The 13,651-nt window shown below is 46.5% G+C and carries 11 protein-coding genes and 1 tRNA gene; 7 read left to right on the top strand and 5 right to left on the bottom strand.

Annotated elements, in window-relative coordinates; all coding sequences use genetic code 11:
* Positions 1 to 81: 81 nt before the first annotated feature.
* Complete coding sequence (trxB, locus tag VC188_RS10030) at positions 82 to 1,038, bottom strand: thioredoxin-disulfide reductase (protein ID WP_323483860.1); 957 nt, start codon at positions 1,036 to 1,038, stop codon at positions 82 to 84.
* A 39-nt stretch (positions 1,039 to 1,077) separates the two neighbouring features.
* On the opposite strand from trxB, the gene VC188_RS10025 reads away from it, so the two are divergent.
* From VC188_RS10025 to serS, 3 genes are read left to right on the top strand one after another with little or no spacing between them, the layout of a single operon-like run.
* The gene (locus VC188_RS10025; RefSeq protein ID WP_416350505.1) at positions 1,078 to 3,390 is read left to right on the top strand and encodes a DNA translocase FtsK; all 2,313 of its coding nucleotides are present in this window, start codon (positions 1,078 to 1,080) and stop codon (positions 3,388 to 3,390) included.
* 10 nt (positions 3,391 to 3,400) lie between these two features.
* Positions 3,401 to 4,081, top strand: coding sequence for an outer membrane lipoprotein carrier protein LolA (locus tag VC188_RS10020; RefSeq protein ID WP_216243903.1), 681 nt, complete (start codon positions 3,401 to 3,403; stop codon positions 4,079 to 4,081).
* A 48-nt stretch (positions 4,082 to 4,129) separates the two neighbouring features.
* Entirely contained in the window at positions 4,130 to 5,440 is a 1,311-nt protein-coding gene (gene serS, locus VC188_RS10015; RefSeq protein ID WP_323483859.1) for a serine--tRNA ligase, read from the top strand.
* On the opposite strand, the gene VC188_RS10010 is transcribed toward serS, so the two are convergent.
* Both VC188_RS10010 and VC188_RS10005 read right to left on the bottom strand, forming a co-directional pair.
* The gene (locus tag VC188_RS10010) at positions 5,437 to 5,859 is read right to left on the bottom strand and encodes a type II toxin-antitoxin system VapC family toxin (protein ID WP_323483858.1); all 423 of its coding nucleotides are present in this window, start codon (positions 5,857 to 5,859) and stop codon (positions 5,437 to 5,439) included. The genes serS and VC188_RS10010 overlap by 4 nt on opposite strands.
* Positions 5,859 to 6,104 (bottom strand): AbrB/MazE/SpoVT family DNA-binding domain-containing protein, encoded by a 246-nt coding sequence (locus VC188_RS10005; RefSeq protein WP_323483857.1) that lies wholly within the window; start codon positions 6,102 to 6,104, stop codon positions 5,859 to 5,861. The genes VC188_RS10010 and VC188_RS10005 overlap by 1 nt, the downstream gene beginning before the upstream one ends.
* 135 nt (positions 6,105 to 6,239) lie before the next feature.
* On the opposite strand from VC188_RS10005, the gene VC188_RS10000 reads away from it, so the two are divergent.
* Positions 6,240 to 6,329 (top strand) — tRNA-Ser (locus tag VC188_RS10000).
* Between the two features lie 445 nt (positions 6,330 to 6,774).
* Here VC188_RS10000 and VC188_RS09995 read toward each other — a convergent pair.
* Both VC188_RS09995 and VC188_RS09990 read right to left on the bottom strand, forming a co-directional pair.
* The gene (locus tag VC188_RS09995) at positions 6,775 to 7,266 is read right to left on the bottom strand and encodes a type II toxin-antitoxin system YhaV family toxin (protein WP_416350506.1); all 492 of its coding nucleotides are present in this window, start codon (positions 7,264 to 7,266) and stop codon (positions 6,775 to 6,777) included.
* Positions 7,266 to 7,598, bottom strand: a complete 333-nt coding sequence (locus VC188_RS09990) for a type II toxin-antitoxin system PrlF family antitoxin (RefSeq protein WP_216243901.1) — start codon at positions 7,596 to 7,598, stop codon at positions 7,266 to 7,268. The genes VC188_RS09995 and VC188_RS09990 overlap by 1 nt, the downstream gene beginning before the upstream one ends.
* A gap of 418 nt (positions 7,599 to 8,016) precedes the next feature.
* On the opposite strand from VC188_RS09990, the gene VC188_RS09985 reads away from it, so the two are divergent.
* From VC188_RS09985 to recQ, 3 genes are all read left to right on the top strand, one after another.
* On the top strand, positions 8,017 to 10,254 hold the full coding sequence (locus VC188_RS09985; RefSeq protein WP_255561312.1) for a sulfatase-like hydrolase/transferase: 2,238 nt from the start codon (positions 8,017 to 8,019) through the stop codon (positions 10,252 to 10,254).
* Positions 10,255 to 10,268: 14 nt separating this feature from the next.
* A complete protein-coding gene (locus tag VC188_RS09980; protein ID WP_216243900.1) occupies positions 10,269 to 11,369 on the top strand; it encodes a formylglycine-generating enzyme family protein in 1,101 nt (366 codons plus the stop codon).
* Positions 11,370 to 11,621: 252 nt separating this feature from the next.
* Positions 11,622 to 13,460 carry a DNA helicase RecQ gene (recQ, locus tag VC188_RS09975; RefSeq protein ID WP_323483856.1) on the top strand — a complete coding sequence of 613 codons (1,839 nt, stop codon included), beginning with the start codon at positions 11,622 to 11,624 and terminating at the stop codon, positions 13,458 to 13,460.
* Positions 13,461 to 13,651: the final 191 nt, after the last annotated feature.

Below are 13,651 nucleotides of genomic sequence, written 5' to 3'. Positions count from 1 at the left end.
CAGACTGCAGCAAACAAAACGCCTAGCAATGCTAGGCGTTTTTTTATTTCATACTTATTTAAAGTTCTAGGCAAATAAAACTTACTCCAATGTTTCCAAGTAACGCTGCGCATCCAATGCGGCCATACAGCCTGTGCCAGCACTGGTAATCGCTTGACGGTAGATATGGTCTTGCACATCGCCAGCAGCAAACACGCCAGGGATATTAGTAGCAGTGGCATTGCCTTCAAGGCCTGAATGGGTCTTGAGGTAGCCATTGTTCATATCGAGCTGACCAACAAAGAGCTCGGTATTTGGCTTGTGACCAATAGCAATAAAGGCACCGGTTACAGCAAGGTCTTCAGTGCTGCCGTCTTGTTTCTTGATGCGTACGCCAGTAACGCCTTTTTCATCGCCCAGAACTTCTTCGAGAGTAGAGTTCAGTTTCAGTACCACTTTGCCTTCAGCAACTTTTGCCATGAGGCGATCATTCAAGATTGGTTCAGCACGGAACTTATCGCGACGATGAATCACGGTTACTTTTTTAGCAATGCCGGTGAGGTATAGTGCTTCTTCAACTGCAGTATTACCACCACCGACTACACAAACATCTTGATTACGGTAGAAGAAGCCATCGCAAGTTGCACAACCAGAAACGCCGCGACCCATAAAGGCTTCCTCACTGGGTAAGCCAATATATTGAGCAGAAGCGCCAGTGGAAATAATCAAGGCATCGCAGGTATAGGTTCCAGAGTCGCCAACTAAGCGAATTGGTTTTTCTTTTAGGGCTGCCGTATGAATATGGTCAAAAATGATTTCAGTATTAAAGCGTTCGGCATGCTTTAAGAAACGCTCCATGAGTTCTGGGCCTTGAACGCCATCGGCATCCGCAGGCCAGTTTTCGACGTCAGTAGTGGTCATTAATTGACCGCCCTGAGCTAGGCCAGTGATGAGGGTGGGGTTTAAATTGGCTCGGGCTGCGTAGACGGCTGCTGTATAGCCAGCAGGGCCGGATCCGAGGATCAGAACTTTGGAGTGTTTTGGGGTATTTGTAGTCATATTCAAATTATAGATTTGCTTGATTACAATCGGTAGAACATGGCAAGAACCGCATACCCGAAGTCCAAGGCTCCAATGAGCTCCCAGCCCCCAGAGAACGGCCCGCAGGGCAGGATGCCCCGCCTCTTATTAGAGGCTCGTTGGTTTATCTCTCTTGGCTTGTGCCTGGGCTTATTTGCCATTTTGCTGACCTATTCCAAGGCTGATCCAGCCTGGTCCCATGCCAGTTTTGAGGCTCCCAAGAACCTGGGGGGTCGTTTTGGGGCCTATTTAGCCGATTTAATGCTGTATATCTTTGGTATTTCTGCCTTTTGGTGGGTTGCTCTCTTTGGGCGCCGCGTCTTAAATGGCTGGCGCGAGCTTTGGAGCATACCTTTGCCACCAGATCCAGATGCTAAGCCAGACTCTCTGCTAATGCGTTGGTTAGGCTTTGGACTGACTCTGGTATGCAGCATGGGATTGGAGTCCATACGCATGCATTCGCTGTCCTGGGAGCTCCCTAGACCTCCTGGCGGTATTTTGGGTGAGCTGATTGGTGATCCATTGCAAATGTCTCTTGGATTTACCGGTTCCACTCTGGTGCTCCTATTTGGCCTTTGTGCTGGCCTGTCTTTGTTCTTGCATTTCTCCTGGCTGGATGTGGCTGAAAAAGTAGGGCGTTTCTTGGAGGTGACTTATCACCGCATTCGTGAACGTCGCGACAGCGAGGAAGACCGCAAGTTAGGCGAAGTTGCTGCTGAAGAGCGTGAAGAGTTTGTAGAAGAGTTCCGCGGACGCGTTGAGGTTGCAGCGCCAGTGCAAATCGTACGTGCTCCAATTGAGATTCCGAAGAGTGCTCGTGTAGAGCGCGAGAAACAGCAGCCATTGTTTGTGGATATTCCAGATTCAGAATTACCACCGCTCGCATTGCTTGATCCAGTACCCGAAGCAAAAGAAACTATCTCTGCTGACGTGCTGGAATTTACTTCGCGCTTAATTGAACGCAAGTTAGCCGAGTTTAATGTTCAAGTAAAAGTGATTGCCGCCTATCCTGGCCCGGTAGTGACTCGCTACGAGATTGATCCAGCTATTGGTGTGAAGGGTAGTCAGATCGTGAACCTCTCACGTGACTTAGCACGCTCACTAGGTGTTGTCAGTATGCGTGTTGTAGAAACTATTCCTGGCAAAACTTGTATGGCTTTGGAGTTACCAAATCCCACGCGCCAGTCGGTTTACTTGTCAGAGATTCTGACCTCACAGGTATATAACGATAATCATTCCCTGTTGACTCTAGCCTTAGGTAAAGATATCTCTGGCAGTCCAATGGTGGCTGACTTAGCAAAGATGCCTCACTGTTTAGTTGCGGGTACTACGGGTGCTGGTAAATCAGTTGGTATTAACGCCATGATTCTGTCGCTGCTCTTTAAGGCTAAGCCTGATGAAGTGCGTTTGATCATGATTGATCCGAAGATGCTGGAGATGGCCATCTACGACAAGATCCCCCATTTGTTGTGCCCAGTTGTAACGGATATGAAGCAGGCTTACAACGCACTTAACTGGGCGGTAAATGAGATGGAACGCCGCTACAAACTGATGAGTAAGTTTGGCGTGCGTAATCTAGCTGGCTTTAATAAAAAGATTCTGGAAGCGGAAGAAAAGGGTGAGAAGCTCACCAATCCATTTAGCTTAACTCCAGATGATCCAGAGCCAATCTATAAAGCGCCAGTCATCGTCATCGTGATCGATGAGTTGGCTGACTTGATGATGGTCTCCGGTAAGAAGATCGAAGAGTTGATTGCCCGTATTGCGCAAAAGGCTCGTGCTGCAGGCATTCATTTGGTATTAGCAACACAGCGTCCAAGCGTTGACGTCATTACCGGTTTGATTAAAGCCAACGTACCAACCCGTATCTCATTCCAAGTAAGCTCTAAGATCGACAGTCGTACGATTTTGGATCAGCAGGGCGCCGAAGCATTGCTCGGTATGGGTGACATGCTCTATATGGCTCCGGGCACCGGCCTGCCAGTTCGCGTACATGGCGCCTTTGTATCCGATGATGAGGTTCACCGCGTAGTGGAGTGGCTCAAAGAGAAGGGCGAAGCCAATTACATTGATGGCGTGCTCGAAGGTGCTGTCGAATCCAACGTAGATGCATTGACGGGCGAGGGTGGTGGTGAAGCGGATCCGCTTTACGATCAAGCCGTTGCTATCGTTCTAGAAAATAAACGCCCATCGATTTCACTAGTACAGCGTCACCTGCGCATTGGTTACAACCGTGCCGCACGCCTACTCGAGGATATGGAAAAAGCGGGACTTGTATCCAAGATGGGTAACGGTGGTAATCGCGAGATTCTTCATCGCCCTTCAGAGTAAGGCATTTATTTTGCAAAGATTCTTATCTGCAGTATTGCTTGGAACAGCCATTCTGTTTTCAAATGCAGCCCATTCCCAAAGCGAAAGTGGATCAGAGCAGTTACGTCAATTTGTGCGTAGCTCTAAGACTGCTGAAGGCGACTTTGTGCAGCAACAGTTGCGTGCACCAAAGGCCAACGAGTCACAAGATAAGGGTTTAAAAGTTCTGCGCCAGACACAGGGTCATTTTGTATTTCAGCGTCCAGGTCGTTTTATCTGGGATACGCAGAAGCCTTACGAGCAAAAGTTAATTGCCGATGGCAAGCAACTAATTTTGTGGGATAAGGACTTAAACCAGGCGACTTTTCGTCCAGCGGGGCAGGCCTTAGCTTCTACACCAGCAGCTATTCTGTTTGGCGAGACTTCACTAGAACAGCATTTTGATTTGGTTGAGGGCGAAGAGCGCTTAGGAATGAAGTGGGTAGCTTTGATTCCTAAAAAAGATCCTAATGCCAAGAATAAAAATGACTTGCCTTATACAAAGATCTCGATTGGCATGGCCAGTGGCTTGCCTAAAGCCCTAGAGTTAACTGATGGCCTGGGTAGCGTTGTTCTAGTCACTCTGGATAAGATCCAACTCAATGTTAATTTGCCCGCCAATCGCTTTACTTTCACTCCGCCAGCCGGAGCCGAAGTCTTGCGCTTAAACTAGAGCCCGTATAAAACTAAAACCTAGAACCCCTAATCTACAGAGCATCACATGATTGATCCGCAATTACTCCGTAAAGATATCGCCGCAGTTGCTGCACGTTTAGCGACTCGCAAATTCCAACTCGACGTTGAGAAATTCAATGCCTTGGAATCTGAGCGTAAATCTTTGCAAACCCGTACTGAAGAATTGCAAGCCAAGCGCAATCAGCTATCTAAAGCCATTGGTATGAAAAAAGGTAAGGGTGAGGATGCCTCTGCCGAGATGGCTGAAGTTGCAGGCGTTAATGCTGATATGGAATCTGGTGCAGCCAGATTGGGCACCTTGCAAGCAGAGATTGCTGATTTCTTGATGGGTATTCCGAATCTGCCAGATGAGTCTGTGCCTGCTGGAAAAGATGAAACAGAAAACAAAGAAGTAAAGCGTTGGGGTGAAGAGCCTATTTTTGATTTTGAGATTAAAGATCACGTTGATCTCGGCGGTCCACTCGGTTTGGACTTTGAAGTGGCGGCTAAGATTAGCGGCTCACGCTTTGTAGTTCTCAAGGGGCCGATTGCCAGATTGCACCGCGCCTTAGCGCAATTCATGATTGATACGCATGCTACAGATCACCATTATCAAGAGGTATATGCACCTTACATGGTGAATGCTGCTTCTATGCGCGGTACTGGTCAGTTACCGAAGTTTGAAGAGGATCTATTTAAAGTTCCCCGTCAAATGGGCGGTGAAGACGAGGGCGGTGAAGCGAAGACTGAAAACTTTTACCTTATCCCAACTGCTGAAGTGCCTGTAACGAATTTAGTCCGAGACGAAATCGTTAACGCAGATAGCTTACCAATGAAGTTTGTGGCTCACACGCCATGTTTCCGTTCAGAAGCCGGCAGCTATGGTCGTGATGTCCGAGGCATGATTCGTCAGCATCAGTTTGACAAAGTTGAGTTAGTACAAATCACTAAGCCAGAAGATTCCATGCAAGCCTTGGAAGAGCTCACGGGCCACGCTGAGCGTATTCTGGAATTACTCGAGTTACCTTACAGAAAAGTATTGCTTTGCACGGGCGATATGGGTTTTGGTAGTACCAAGACTTATGACTTAGAAGTTTGGGTGCCTTCACAAAAAGCCTATAGAGAAATTAGCTCATGCTCCAGCATGGGCGATTTCCAGGCAAGACGGATGCAGGCTAGATTTAAAGCGGGCCAAGGAAAACCAGAATTGGTGCATACCTTAAATGGTTCAGGTCTTGCAGTAGGCAGAGCATTGGTCGCATTGCTTGAGAATAAGCAGCAAGTAGATGGCAATATTGCTATTCCGAAGGCACTACAACCTTACTTGGGTGGCTTAGAGATATTAAAGCCGAATTAAATTAAAACGGCTTTAATTTTTACTCTAGCAATATTTTTTGCTAAAACTTTATCAAGAGTTGCCAAAGATTTAGATTTGAATTGCTTTGCGGCGGCAAGATGAAGTGCGTCACCAGCCCTGAGATTTGATTTGCTATCAACAACTAAAATTCCAGCGGAGTAATACGTTTTGCTCTCAATGGACATTAGTTCAATATCGTTTTGGCAAAGACTGTCAAATTTTTTCCAAGCTTCACGACTCTGTTTTTCAGTTATTTGATTGGTTCTGACCTTTAGGCTAAGTGCGCTAGAGAATTCTGTAAACGCCCAAGTAGATGAAATCATTTTTGCGGAACTGTTTTCATGCCATGTATCAACAGCGTTACTCTTTTCTTCTGTTGTGCATAAGGCCACTAAAATACTAGTATCAACATAAATCATTAGTAGCGCGCCCCTGAGCGAACTTCATCCATAACTGATTTACCCATCTTCAAAGTAGCTCTAAACGCTCTAAGATCTGCTGCAATTGCTTTGCGATCTAATTTTTGCGGCCTAATAATTAGTGAGCCATCCTTAGATAGGGTTGCCTCAACCTTATCCCCATCCCTTAGTTGGATTTCTTTGATGAAAGCAGCGGGAATCCTAAGCGCTAGGCTGTTACCCCACTTTGAAATTTGAATATTCATGTTTCACCTCCTTAAAATAGATATACGTATATGTATATCTATTTTAAGGAGAATGATCTCTTTTGGCTAGCCATTTTTCAGTCAACGTTGCCTATATGTCTTTATGTATCGATGGCTATAATGATTTCTCGGTTCGGAGAGGTGGCAGAGTGGTCGAATGTACTTGACTCGAAATCAAGCGTAGGGTCAAACCTACCGTGGGTTCGAATCCCACCCTCTCCGCCAGCTAGTCTCTATATTTCGCACATATGGAGAAAACAACGAATGAGCCCCACAGCACGCGGGGCTTTTTTGTTTTCAGACTCTCTTGGGTCTGTTTGTGTGCACTTTTTAGCCTTTATATGGCAGCTCTCTCAGTGGGTGTAAAAGTCGGTCGGTTTGCTCTTTTAAAGGTTGGCCGTCAGGCAGCTATCGGCCAATAAGAGGCGATGATTATGTCCACCGCCATACAGTCTGTACGTTATTGATTTATATAGATATTTTCTATAAAGCCCCGCGTGCCGTGGGCCTCATGCCTACTCTGGTTTCTCTATTACCTATATATACGTAACCATCTAGGGAATTTACCTTCTTTTCTCACTAGCTATTTTTTACGGTAGGTTTGCACGCATTGAAGTCGCAATGTCGCACCATCATGAAAGGGTCATGCCCACCCAATCCAGTAAATGGATTATTTGGTGCGAGTAAGTTGATGTGATTTTGCGTTAGCTTCTTTTACAAGCGATTCCCAATCATCTGGTGGGTGACCTTGTTTCAGCATTTTAGAAAATACTTGGTAAGCATCATTCTTACTTTCATAAGCACGCTTAGTATCCTCATCGTTGACCCAGGCGTAGACAATGATTTTGCTTGCCTCGTGGTAACGAAAAAATAATCGATACTGCTGAAAGAACTTAGCTCTTAACCAGTGCTTATGATCTTCGCCAAGAGTATTGCCTTGTCGATATACGGGGAGGGTGGGATCTTGCGGAATGACTTCATTGACGAGTTTTAAAATCGCAGCCAATCGTTTAGTTACATTTTTGTTTTGATAAGTTGTGGGATGCTTTTTCTTGAGTGCTTCTACGTCATTGGTTAGTGCTTGAACTTGATTAAGAAATAAAGGATGGGCGAAGATGGTCCAGCCGGCAATGATGAGAGGTGATGACTGTATGGAAATAATTAAGCCCCATCATCAGGTAGGGGTGCATCTAAATCAAACTGCACATTTCCTACTAATGATTGCAAGCGCTCAACCCAAGCACTGTCGAGCGCTTGTAAACGCTCGGGATGTGCTGCGAGATCTTGAGATAAAAAATGAAGAAAGTTTCCAAGCGCTGGATCATCAGACCTAGCCTCTTGCCCGCGACTCATCAGCACATCTCCATTGTCCAAAATAGCGTAGTGGACCTTATCGCGCTTGCCGAGTTTTAAGACTTGGCGAATAGACTCGGGTACGGTAGTTTGGTAACGATCTGTGAGGGTAGATTCAGCTTCGAGTACGGCAGTATTCATGGTCGCGCCTCTAGAAATGTGAGAAGGGAATTCATGTCACTAATGGTAATGCGATTGCATTACTTAGTCAACATAAGCCCACATAAGGCAATTATGAATTGGCAAAATATTCATAAGTTATTGTTTTTAAACAATAAAAGTTAAATATACCAGTGCTTAGAGCCATACTGTAATGGTGGGAATCTAACTCTACGGAGGATTCGAATCGCGAGCTCTCTGCTAGCCAGTCTCCATATTCCGCGTAAGTAGAGAAAACAACGAATGAGCCCCATAAGTTGAATAGCCAATCCAACTAAAAGGGGTCAGTTCATTTCGAGGTGATTTTTTGCTCCTGATATTCACTTTTGCCCAACAAAAGCCTTATGCAGTAATGATTGCTTGATTTATGTTAGGCGGGGTAGAATAAGGATCACAAGCCATGCGGCTCCGAAATACTTCAGCCCATTGGTTTATGAAAAAACATCTATTCGTTTTATTTTCAATATCTATTGCCATCTTATTACTTGGCTCTTGTAGTGGTGGAGGCGGCAGTTCTGCATCTCAAACCCCCAACATTCTATTTGTAGTAATGGACGATGTCGGTATCGACCAAATGCAGATTTTTGGTTACGGTGGTGCCACCCCTCCAAATATGCCGAACATGGCGGTAGTTGCCAAATCTGGGGTGCGCTTTCGTAATGCATGGTCAATGCCCGAATGCTCGCCAGGTCGAGCATCCTTTTTTGTTGGGCGCTTCCCGTTTCGAACGAATATTTACTCGGCTCTTGGAACCTATGACCTAGCTAATGCTCAGGTGTCGCCATACGACATGACGACACCTAAGTTATTAAAGCAGGCTAATTATGAAAGTGCGATGTTTGGTAAATTCCATTTGGCCGGCCCTGACAATAATCAGGCCGGAAACGGAACGCCTGCACAATTAGGTTGGGACTATTTTTACGGCTGGATTCGTGGGGGGCCTGCCTCGCTTGATACAACTGGTGGCGGAGGTAATCCCAATCCAGCAGGCAACCCTTATGTCTGTGGTTTTGCGCCAAGCGCTGCCGCTGGAGGTGCCGATACAGGCGCCTGTTATCAGCCAAATCACTCTTGTCAGGTAATTTCTAGCTTGAATCCTGGTGGCGATGTGCCTGGTAAGCAGTGCTTGATGAGTGGTGGTGTTTTTGTTCCCAATGCAGCTTGCCAAAGTACGGCGCCTAGCGGCCTGAACTTTAGTACGGCTAATGGCTACTATGTTTCGCCTTTGGTAATTAATAGCGCTGATGGCGGAGTCCAATCTATTCCAAACACGGATCCGCGTAATCGTGGCTATCGCACTACTATCGAGACGGATGCTGCGATTGGTTGGATCAATAGTCGCAGCCCCAATAAACCATGGATGGCAACTGTGAGCTATAGCGCTGCCCATACTCCTTACCAACAGCCTCCTGGAGCGCTGGTTAAGGGTGGCCCTAATGATGATTTGAATTGCAAGGATTTAATTCAGCAACGCGTTGTTTCTGACAAGATGACAGAGGCAATTGATACCGAGTTTGGACGCCTCTTGGTGCAAACTGGTCTAGCAAGTAAAAACGCAGATGGAACTTTGGCCTATAGCCCTCAGGCAAGCAACACAATGATTGTGATTGTTGGTGATAACGGTACTTTTGCGAATGCAGTGAAGTATCCGTTTGATTTAACGCGCGCAAAGTCAACAGCATATCAAACGGGTGTATGGGTGCCTTTGATCGTTTCAGGCCCTAAGGTTGTTCAACCCAATCGCGACGTCGAGCATATGGTGAATATGGTTGATGTGTTTCAGTTATTTGGTGAGATTGCAGGCATTGATGTGCCTAGTGCAGTGCCTCGAGTCATTGATTCTGCCCCATTGCTTCCTTATCTAACCAATCCTTCTCAGGCGAGTATTCGTACAATTAACTTTACCGAGGGCGGCTATAACGTGCAGGCCAATGGTCAGCGTAATGGCGCTTGTTTAGTATCTACTGCAATTGCTGGTCAAACCCTATCAACGATTTGTACGCAAAGCGTGTTTGATAAGGGGCCTTGCGAAGATAATGCAGGCGTGTGGTGGGGGCCTGGTTACACCGATCCTTCTGTGATTGGTCCTCCATACGGGCAACCCTCTAGTACGGGGTATCGTACCTGCTGGCAAGTCAACCAAGCTCAGTCCAAGACCGGCATTCCCTCAAGTGCATGGACGCCTATCGCTGCTGAGGTCACGATGGCTGTCAGAAATGATAACTATAAGCTTGTGCGTAACCAGACTCAAACCTATTTTCCGGCTACCGATACAGGTTCATCGGTGACAACGAATGAGTTCTATCAGATCAATCAAGCGGTTCCGATCCCGATGATTGATACTGCGAGCTTGAATTTAATGCCAACAATGTCATCTTGGTCTAGCACTGTGCTCCAAAATTACAACAGCTTAATGGTATCGCTTAATGGCATCCTTGCCTCACAACCTGCATGTTCTGGAGATGCCAATCTTGACAGTCAAGTCAACTCTCAAGACTTGAGTATTTGGCAGCAGTTTTTAAATTGGGCACTGTCCAGTATTGCTGACTTTAACTTTGATGGCCTTACAAATAATCTAGATGCGCAAATCATTCAAAACAACCAAGGTAAGTGTGCCACTCCTACTGCGGTGTATTGATGTTTGGGTCCAAAATGAATCGTCACACCGTCCTGCTCGTAATTGCAATTGCGATAGCTGGAAGTATGGCGGCCTATTTCTATCTAAAGCACTCTAATCCCCAAGTATCGCCCGTGGTCATTCAGAGTGATGGCAAGAATGCACCTGTGGGTATGGTGTGGATTCCTGGTGGTGAATTTTTGATGGGTAGCGATAGTAAAAAGGCCCAAGCCAATGAAAAACCAGTTCACCATGTCCAGGTGAATGGGTTCTGGATGGATGCAACGCACGTTACCAATGATCAATTTGCGCAGTTTGTAAAAGAAACCAATTACAGAACGACAGCAGAGCAGTTGCCTGATTGGGATACGATTAAGGTTCAGTTGCCACCTGGCACGCCACAACCCCCAGCTTCTGCTTTTGTGCCGGGGGCGATGGTTTTTGTGGGCAGTAAAGATAAAGTCAATTTAAATGATTACTCTCAGTGGTGGGCTTTTGTTCCTGGTGCCAATTGGAAGCATCCGACAGGACCGAGTAGCAATATTGAGGGCAAAGCGAATCACCCGGTAGTGCAAGTGAGTTATGAAGATGCTTTGGCGTATGCCAAATGGGCGGGTAAGCGTCTTCCTACCGAAGCAGAGTGGGAGTTTGCTGCCAGAGGTGGTCTTAATCAGGCTACTTACGCTTGGGGCGACCAATTGGAGCAAGCGGGGAAGTTACCGGCTAATATTTGGGATGTTAAAAAGCAAGCCTTTCCGGTGGTAAGCCCCAAAGCGGGTGGAGCTATTGGGACAAGTGCGGTAGGCACCTTTCCCCAAAATGGTTATGGCCTGTTTGATATGACTGGTAATGCTTGGCAGTGGGTAGCTGACTGGTATCGCGCTGATTATTTTGCTCTTCAAGTAAAAGAGAATGGCGATCATTTGATTCTAAATCCGCAAGGACCTAGTGATTCATTTGATCCAGCCGATTATGGAGTGCCCCCATTTGCTCCTAAGAAGGTCATCCGCGGGGGATCATTTTTATGTAATGAGGATTACTGTCAGTCTTATCGGCCTAGCGCAAGGCGAGGCTCAGACCCCTTTAGCCCAATGTCGCACCTTGGTTTTAGATTAGTCAAGGATCCGTCCAATTAAACTCTGATGCTAGTCAAGGCTATGCTGGCAGTTTTTAGATAATGCTTTATCATTTTTCCCAGAATGTCTTATAAATTTTCCTGATTGCAGGGAGGTATAACGAGGCAATATGGGTGGTGACTTGGCTCGCCGCCACTCAGGCTCTGTGTCATCTATAGAGAAAATATTGAATGAGCCCTGCATGCGTGGGGCTTTTTATTTATACGTAGTTTGCAATCCGCAGGTATTGAATAAGACAAGGGAGTATTACTTTTGCAGTCGAGCCACCAAGTTCTTCATGATGTTTTTGGTTTTGATCAATTCCGTGGTGCTCAAGAGTCTATTGTTGGGCATGTAGTGGCAGGCGGCGATGCTTTGGTTCTCATGCCCACTGGCGCTGGTAAGTCGCTGTGCTATCAAATTCCCTCGCTTGTTCGACGTGGTGTAGGCGTAGTAGTGTCGCCCTTAATTGCACTAATGCAGGATCAAGTTGATGCATTAACCCAGTTAGGAGTTAAGGCTTCATTTTTAAACTCTAGCTTGGATGCGTCCACATCTCAAAAGGTCACTAGTCAATTGCTGGCTGGAGATCTTGACTTAATCTACGTGGCGCCTGAACGCCTAATGAATCCTGGTTTTCTATCAATCCTCGATAGACTCAATGCGGGCCCCGGAATTGCCTTGTTCGCGATTGATGAGGCCCACTGCGTTTCTCAATGGGGTCATGATTTCCGCCCAGAATATCGTCAGTTAACTGTTTTGCACGAGCGATTTCCTAAGGTACCTCGTATCGCCTTAACGGCAACCGCAGATGCGCCAACCCGAGCAGAAATTGTGGAGCGTCTTTCGCTCGAATCTGCCGAGCAATTTGTCTCCAGCTTTGATCGTCCCAATATTAAATATCGTGTTCTGCAAAAGCAGAGTGCTAAACAACAGTTAGAGCACTTTTTAGATGCTGAGCATGCCGATGACTCAGGCATTATTTATTGCCTATCGCGTCGCAGTGTAGAAGAGACTGCGCAATGGTTAAAAGACCGCGGTTGGGACGCAATGCCGTATCACGCCGGTTTAAGTGTCGAAACACGCAGCGCCAATCAAAAACGTTTCTTACGTGAAGAGGGTGTCATCATGGTCGCAACCGTAGCTTTCGGCATGGGCATTGATAAACCTAACGTACGCTTTGTAGCTCATCTAGATCTTCCAAAAAGCATGGAAGGGTATTACCAGGAAACAGGGCGTGCAGGACGTGATGGCTTGCCCGCAAATGCCTGGATGGCCTATGGATTTGGGGATGTAGTGAGCTTGCGGCAAATGGTAGATTCTGGCGAAGCATCTGAAGACCGCAAGCGGGTAGAGCGCCAAAAACTCAATGCACTACTGGGCTATTGCGAATCCACATCATGCCGCCATCAAACAATCTTGCGCTACTTTGGAGAGACGCATCCTGGCGGCTGCGGGAACTGTGATAACTGTCTAGAGCCCGTGGCGACTTGGAATGCCACACAGGAAGTGCAAAAGGCGTTGTCATGTGTTTATCGGACAGGCCAGCGTTTTGGTGTGACCCATTTAATTGATGTCCTCCTTGGTAAGGATACCCCCAGAGTGAAGCAGTACTTTCATGAGCAGGTCAGTACCTTTGGAATCGGTACAGAACTCAATCAGGCCCAATGGAATAGCATTTATCGTCAATTGGTAGCAGGCGGTTATTTAGATGCGGATATTGCCTTGCATGGCGGCTTAAAGTTAGTCGATGAGATCGCATTACCTGTGTTGCGTGGCGAGCAAGAGGTTTGGTTGCGCAAAGAAACGGGCTACTCCAAGACTAAGGCTACGAAATCGGGAGCAAAGAAAAGTTCTACGCATCCCTTTAGTAATGTTGCAGATGAAAAATTGTGGGAGGCACTCAAAGCTAAGCGCACTGAGCTGGCACGTGAGCAAGGAGTCCCACCCTATGTGATTTTTCATGACAGCACTTTGCAGGAGATGGTTAGATCTACACCAACGACCTTGGATCAATTTAGTCGTATAAGTGGGGTGGGGCAGGCCAAGTTAGAGCGCTATGGCGAACACTTTATTGAAGCCATTCAGGAAAACCTAGTGAATCCCGCATAAATCTCTATATTTACTGGGATTACTATTAAATGAATTTCGTTCATTTAACGTGCTTGATAGCTTTCGTAGATTCAAACACGAAGTGCAACACGGTTTAAGGACTGCATAAATACTTCATTGGGGGTTTTAAATCCTAATCGTTTTCTAGGTCGGTTGTTTAAACGGTCTTGGATCATTCTAAGCTCCTTATC

Source organism: Polynucleobacter sp. MG-28-Ekke-A2 (genome assembly GCF_035012985.1).
Classification (GTDB): domain Bacteria; phylum Pseudomonadota; class Gammaproteobacteria; order Burkholderiales; family Burkholderiaceae; genus Polynucleobacter.
Note: the sequence above shows the minus strand (reverse complement) of the source record. Positions and strands in the feature narration are given on the sequence as shown.

What these genes read in the sequence shown, in the direction of transcription:
- VC188_RS10025 (WP_416350505.1), top strand. Translation starts at nt 1,078, where the DNA reads ATGGCAAGAACCGCATACCCGAAGTCCAAGGCTCCAATGAGCTCCCAG.
- VC188_RS10005 (WP_323483857.1), bottom strand. Translation starts at nt 6,104, where the DNA reads ATGAATATTCAAATTTCAAAGTGGGGTAACAGCCTAGCGCTTAGGATT.
- VC188_RS09990 (WP_216243901.1), bottom strand. Translation starts at nt 7,598, where the DNA reads ATGAATACTGCCGTACTCGAAGCTGAATCTACCCTCACAGATCGTTAC.
- trxB (WP_323483860.1), bottom strand. Translation starts at nt 1,038, where the DNA reads ATGACTACAAATACCCCAAAACACTCCAAAGTTCTGATCCTCGGATCC.
- VC188_RS09985 (WP_255561312.1), top strand. Translation starts at nt 8,017, where the DNA reads ATGCGGCTCCGAAATACTTCAGCCCATTGGTTTATGAAAAAACATCTA.
- serS (WP_323483859.1), top strand. Translation starts at nt 4,130, where the DNA reads ATGATTGATCCGCAATTACTCCGTAAAGATATCGCCGCAGTTGCTGCA.
- VC188_RS09980 (WP_216243900.1), top strand. Translation starts at nt 10,269, where the DNA reads ATGAATCGTCACACCGTCCTGCTCGTAATTGCAATTGCGATAGCTGGA.
- VC188_RS10010 (WP_323483858.1), bottom strand. Translation starts at nt 5,859, where the DNA reads ATGATTTATGTTGATACTAGTATTTTAGTGGCCTTATGCACAACAGAA.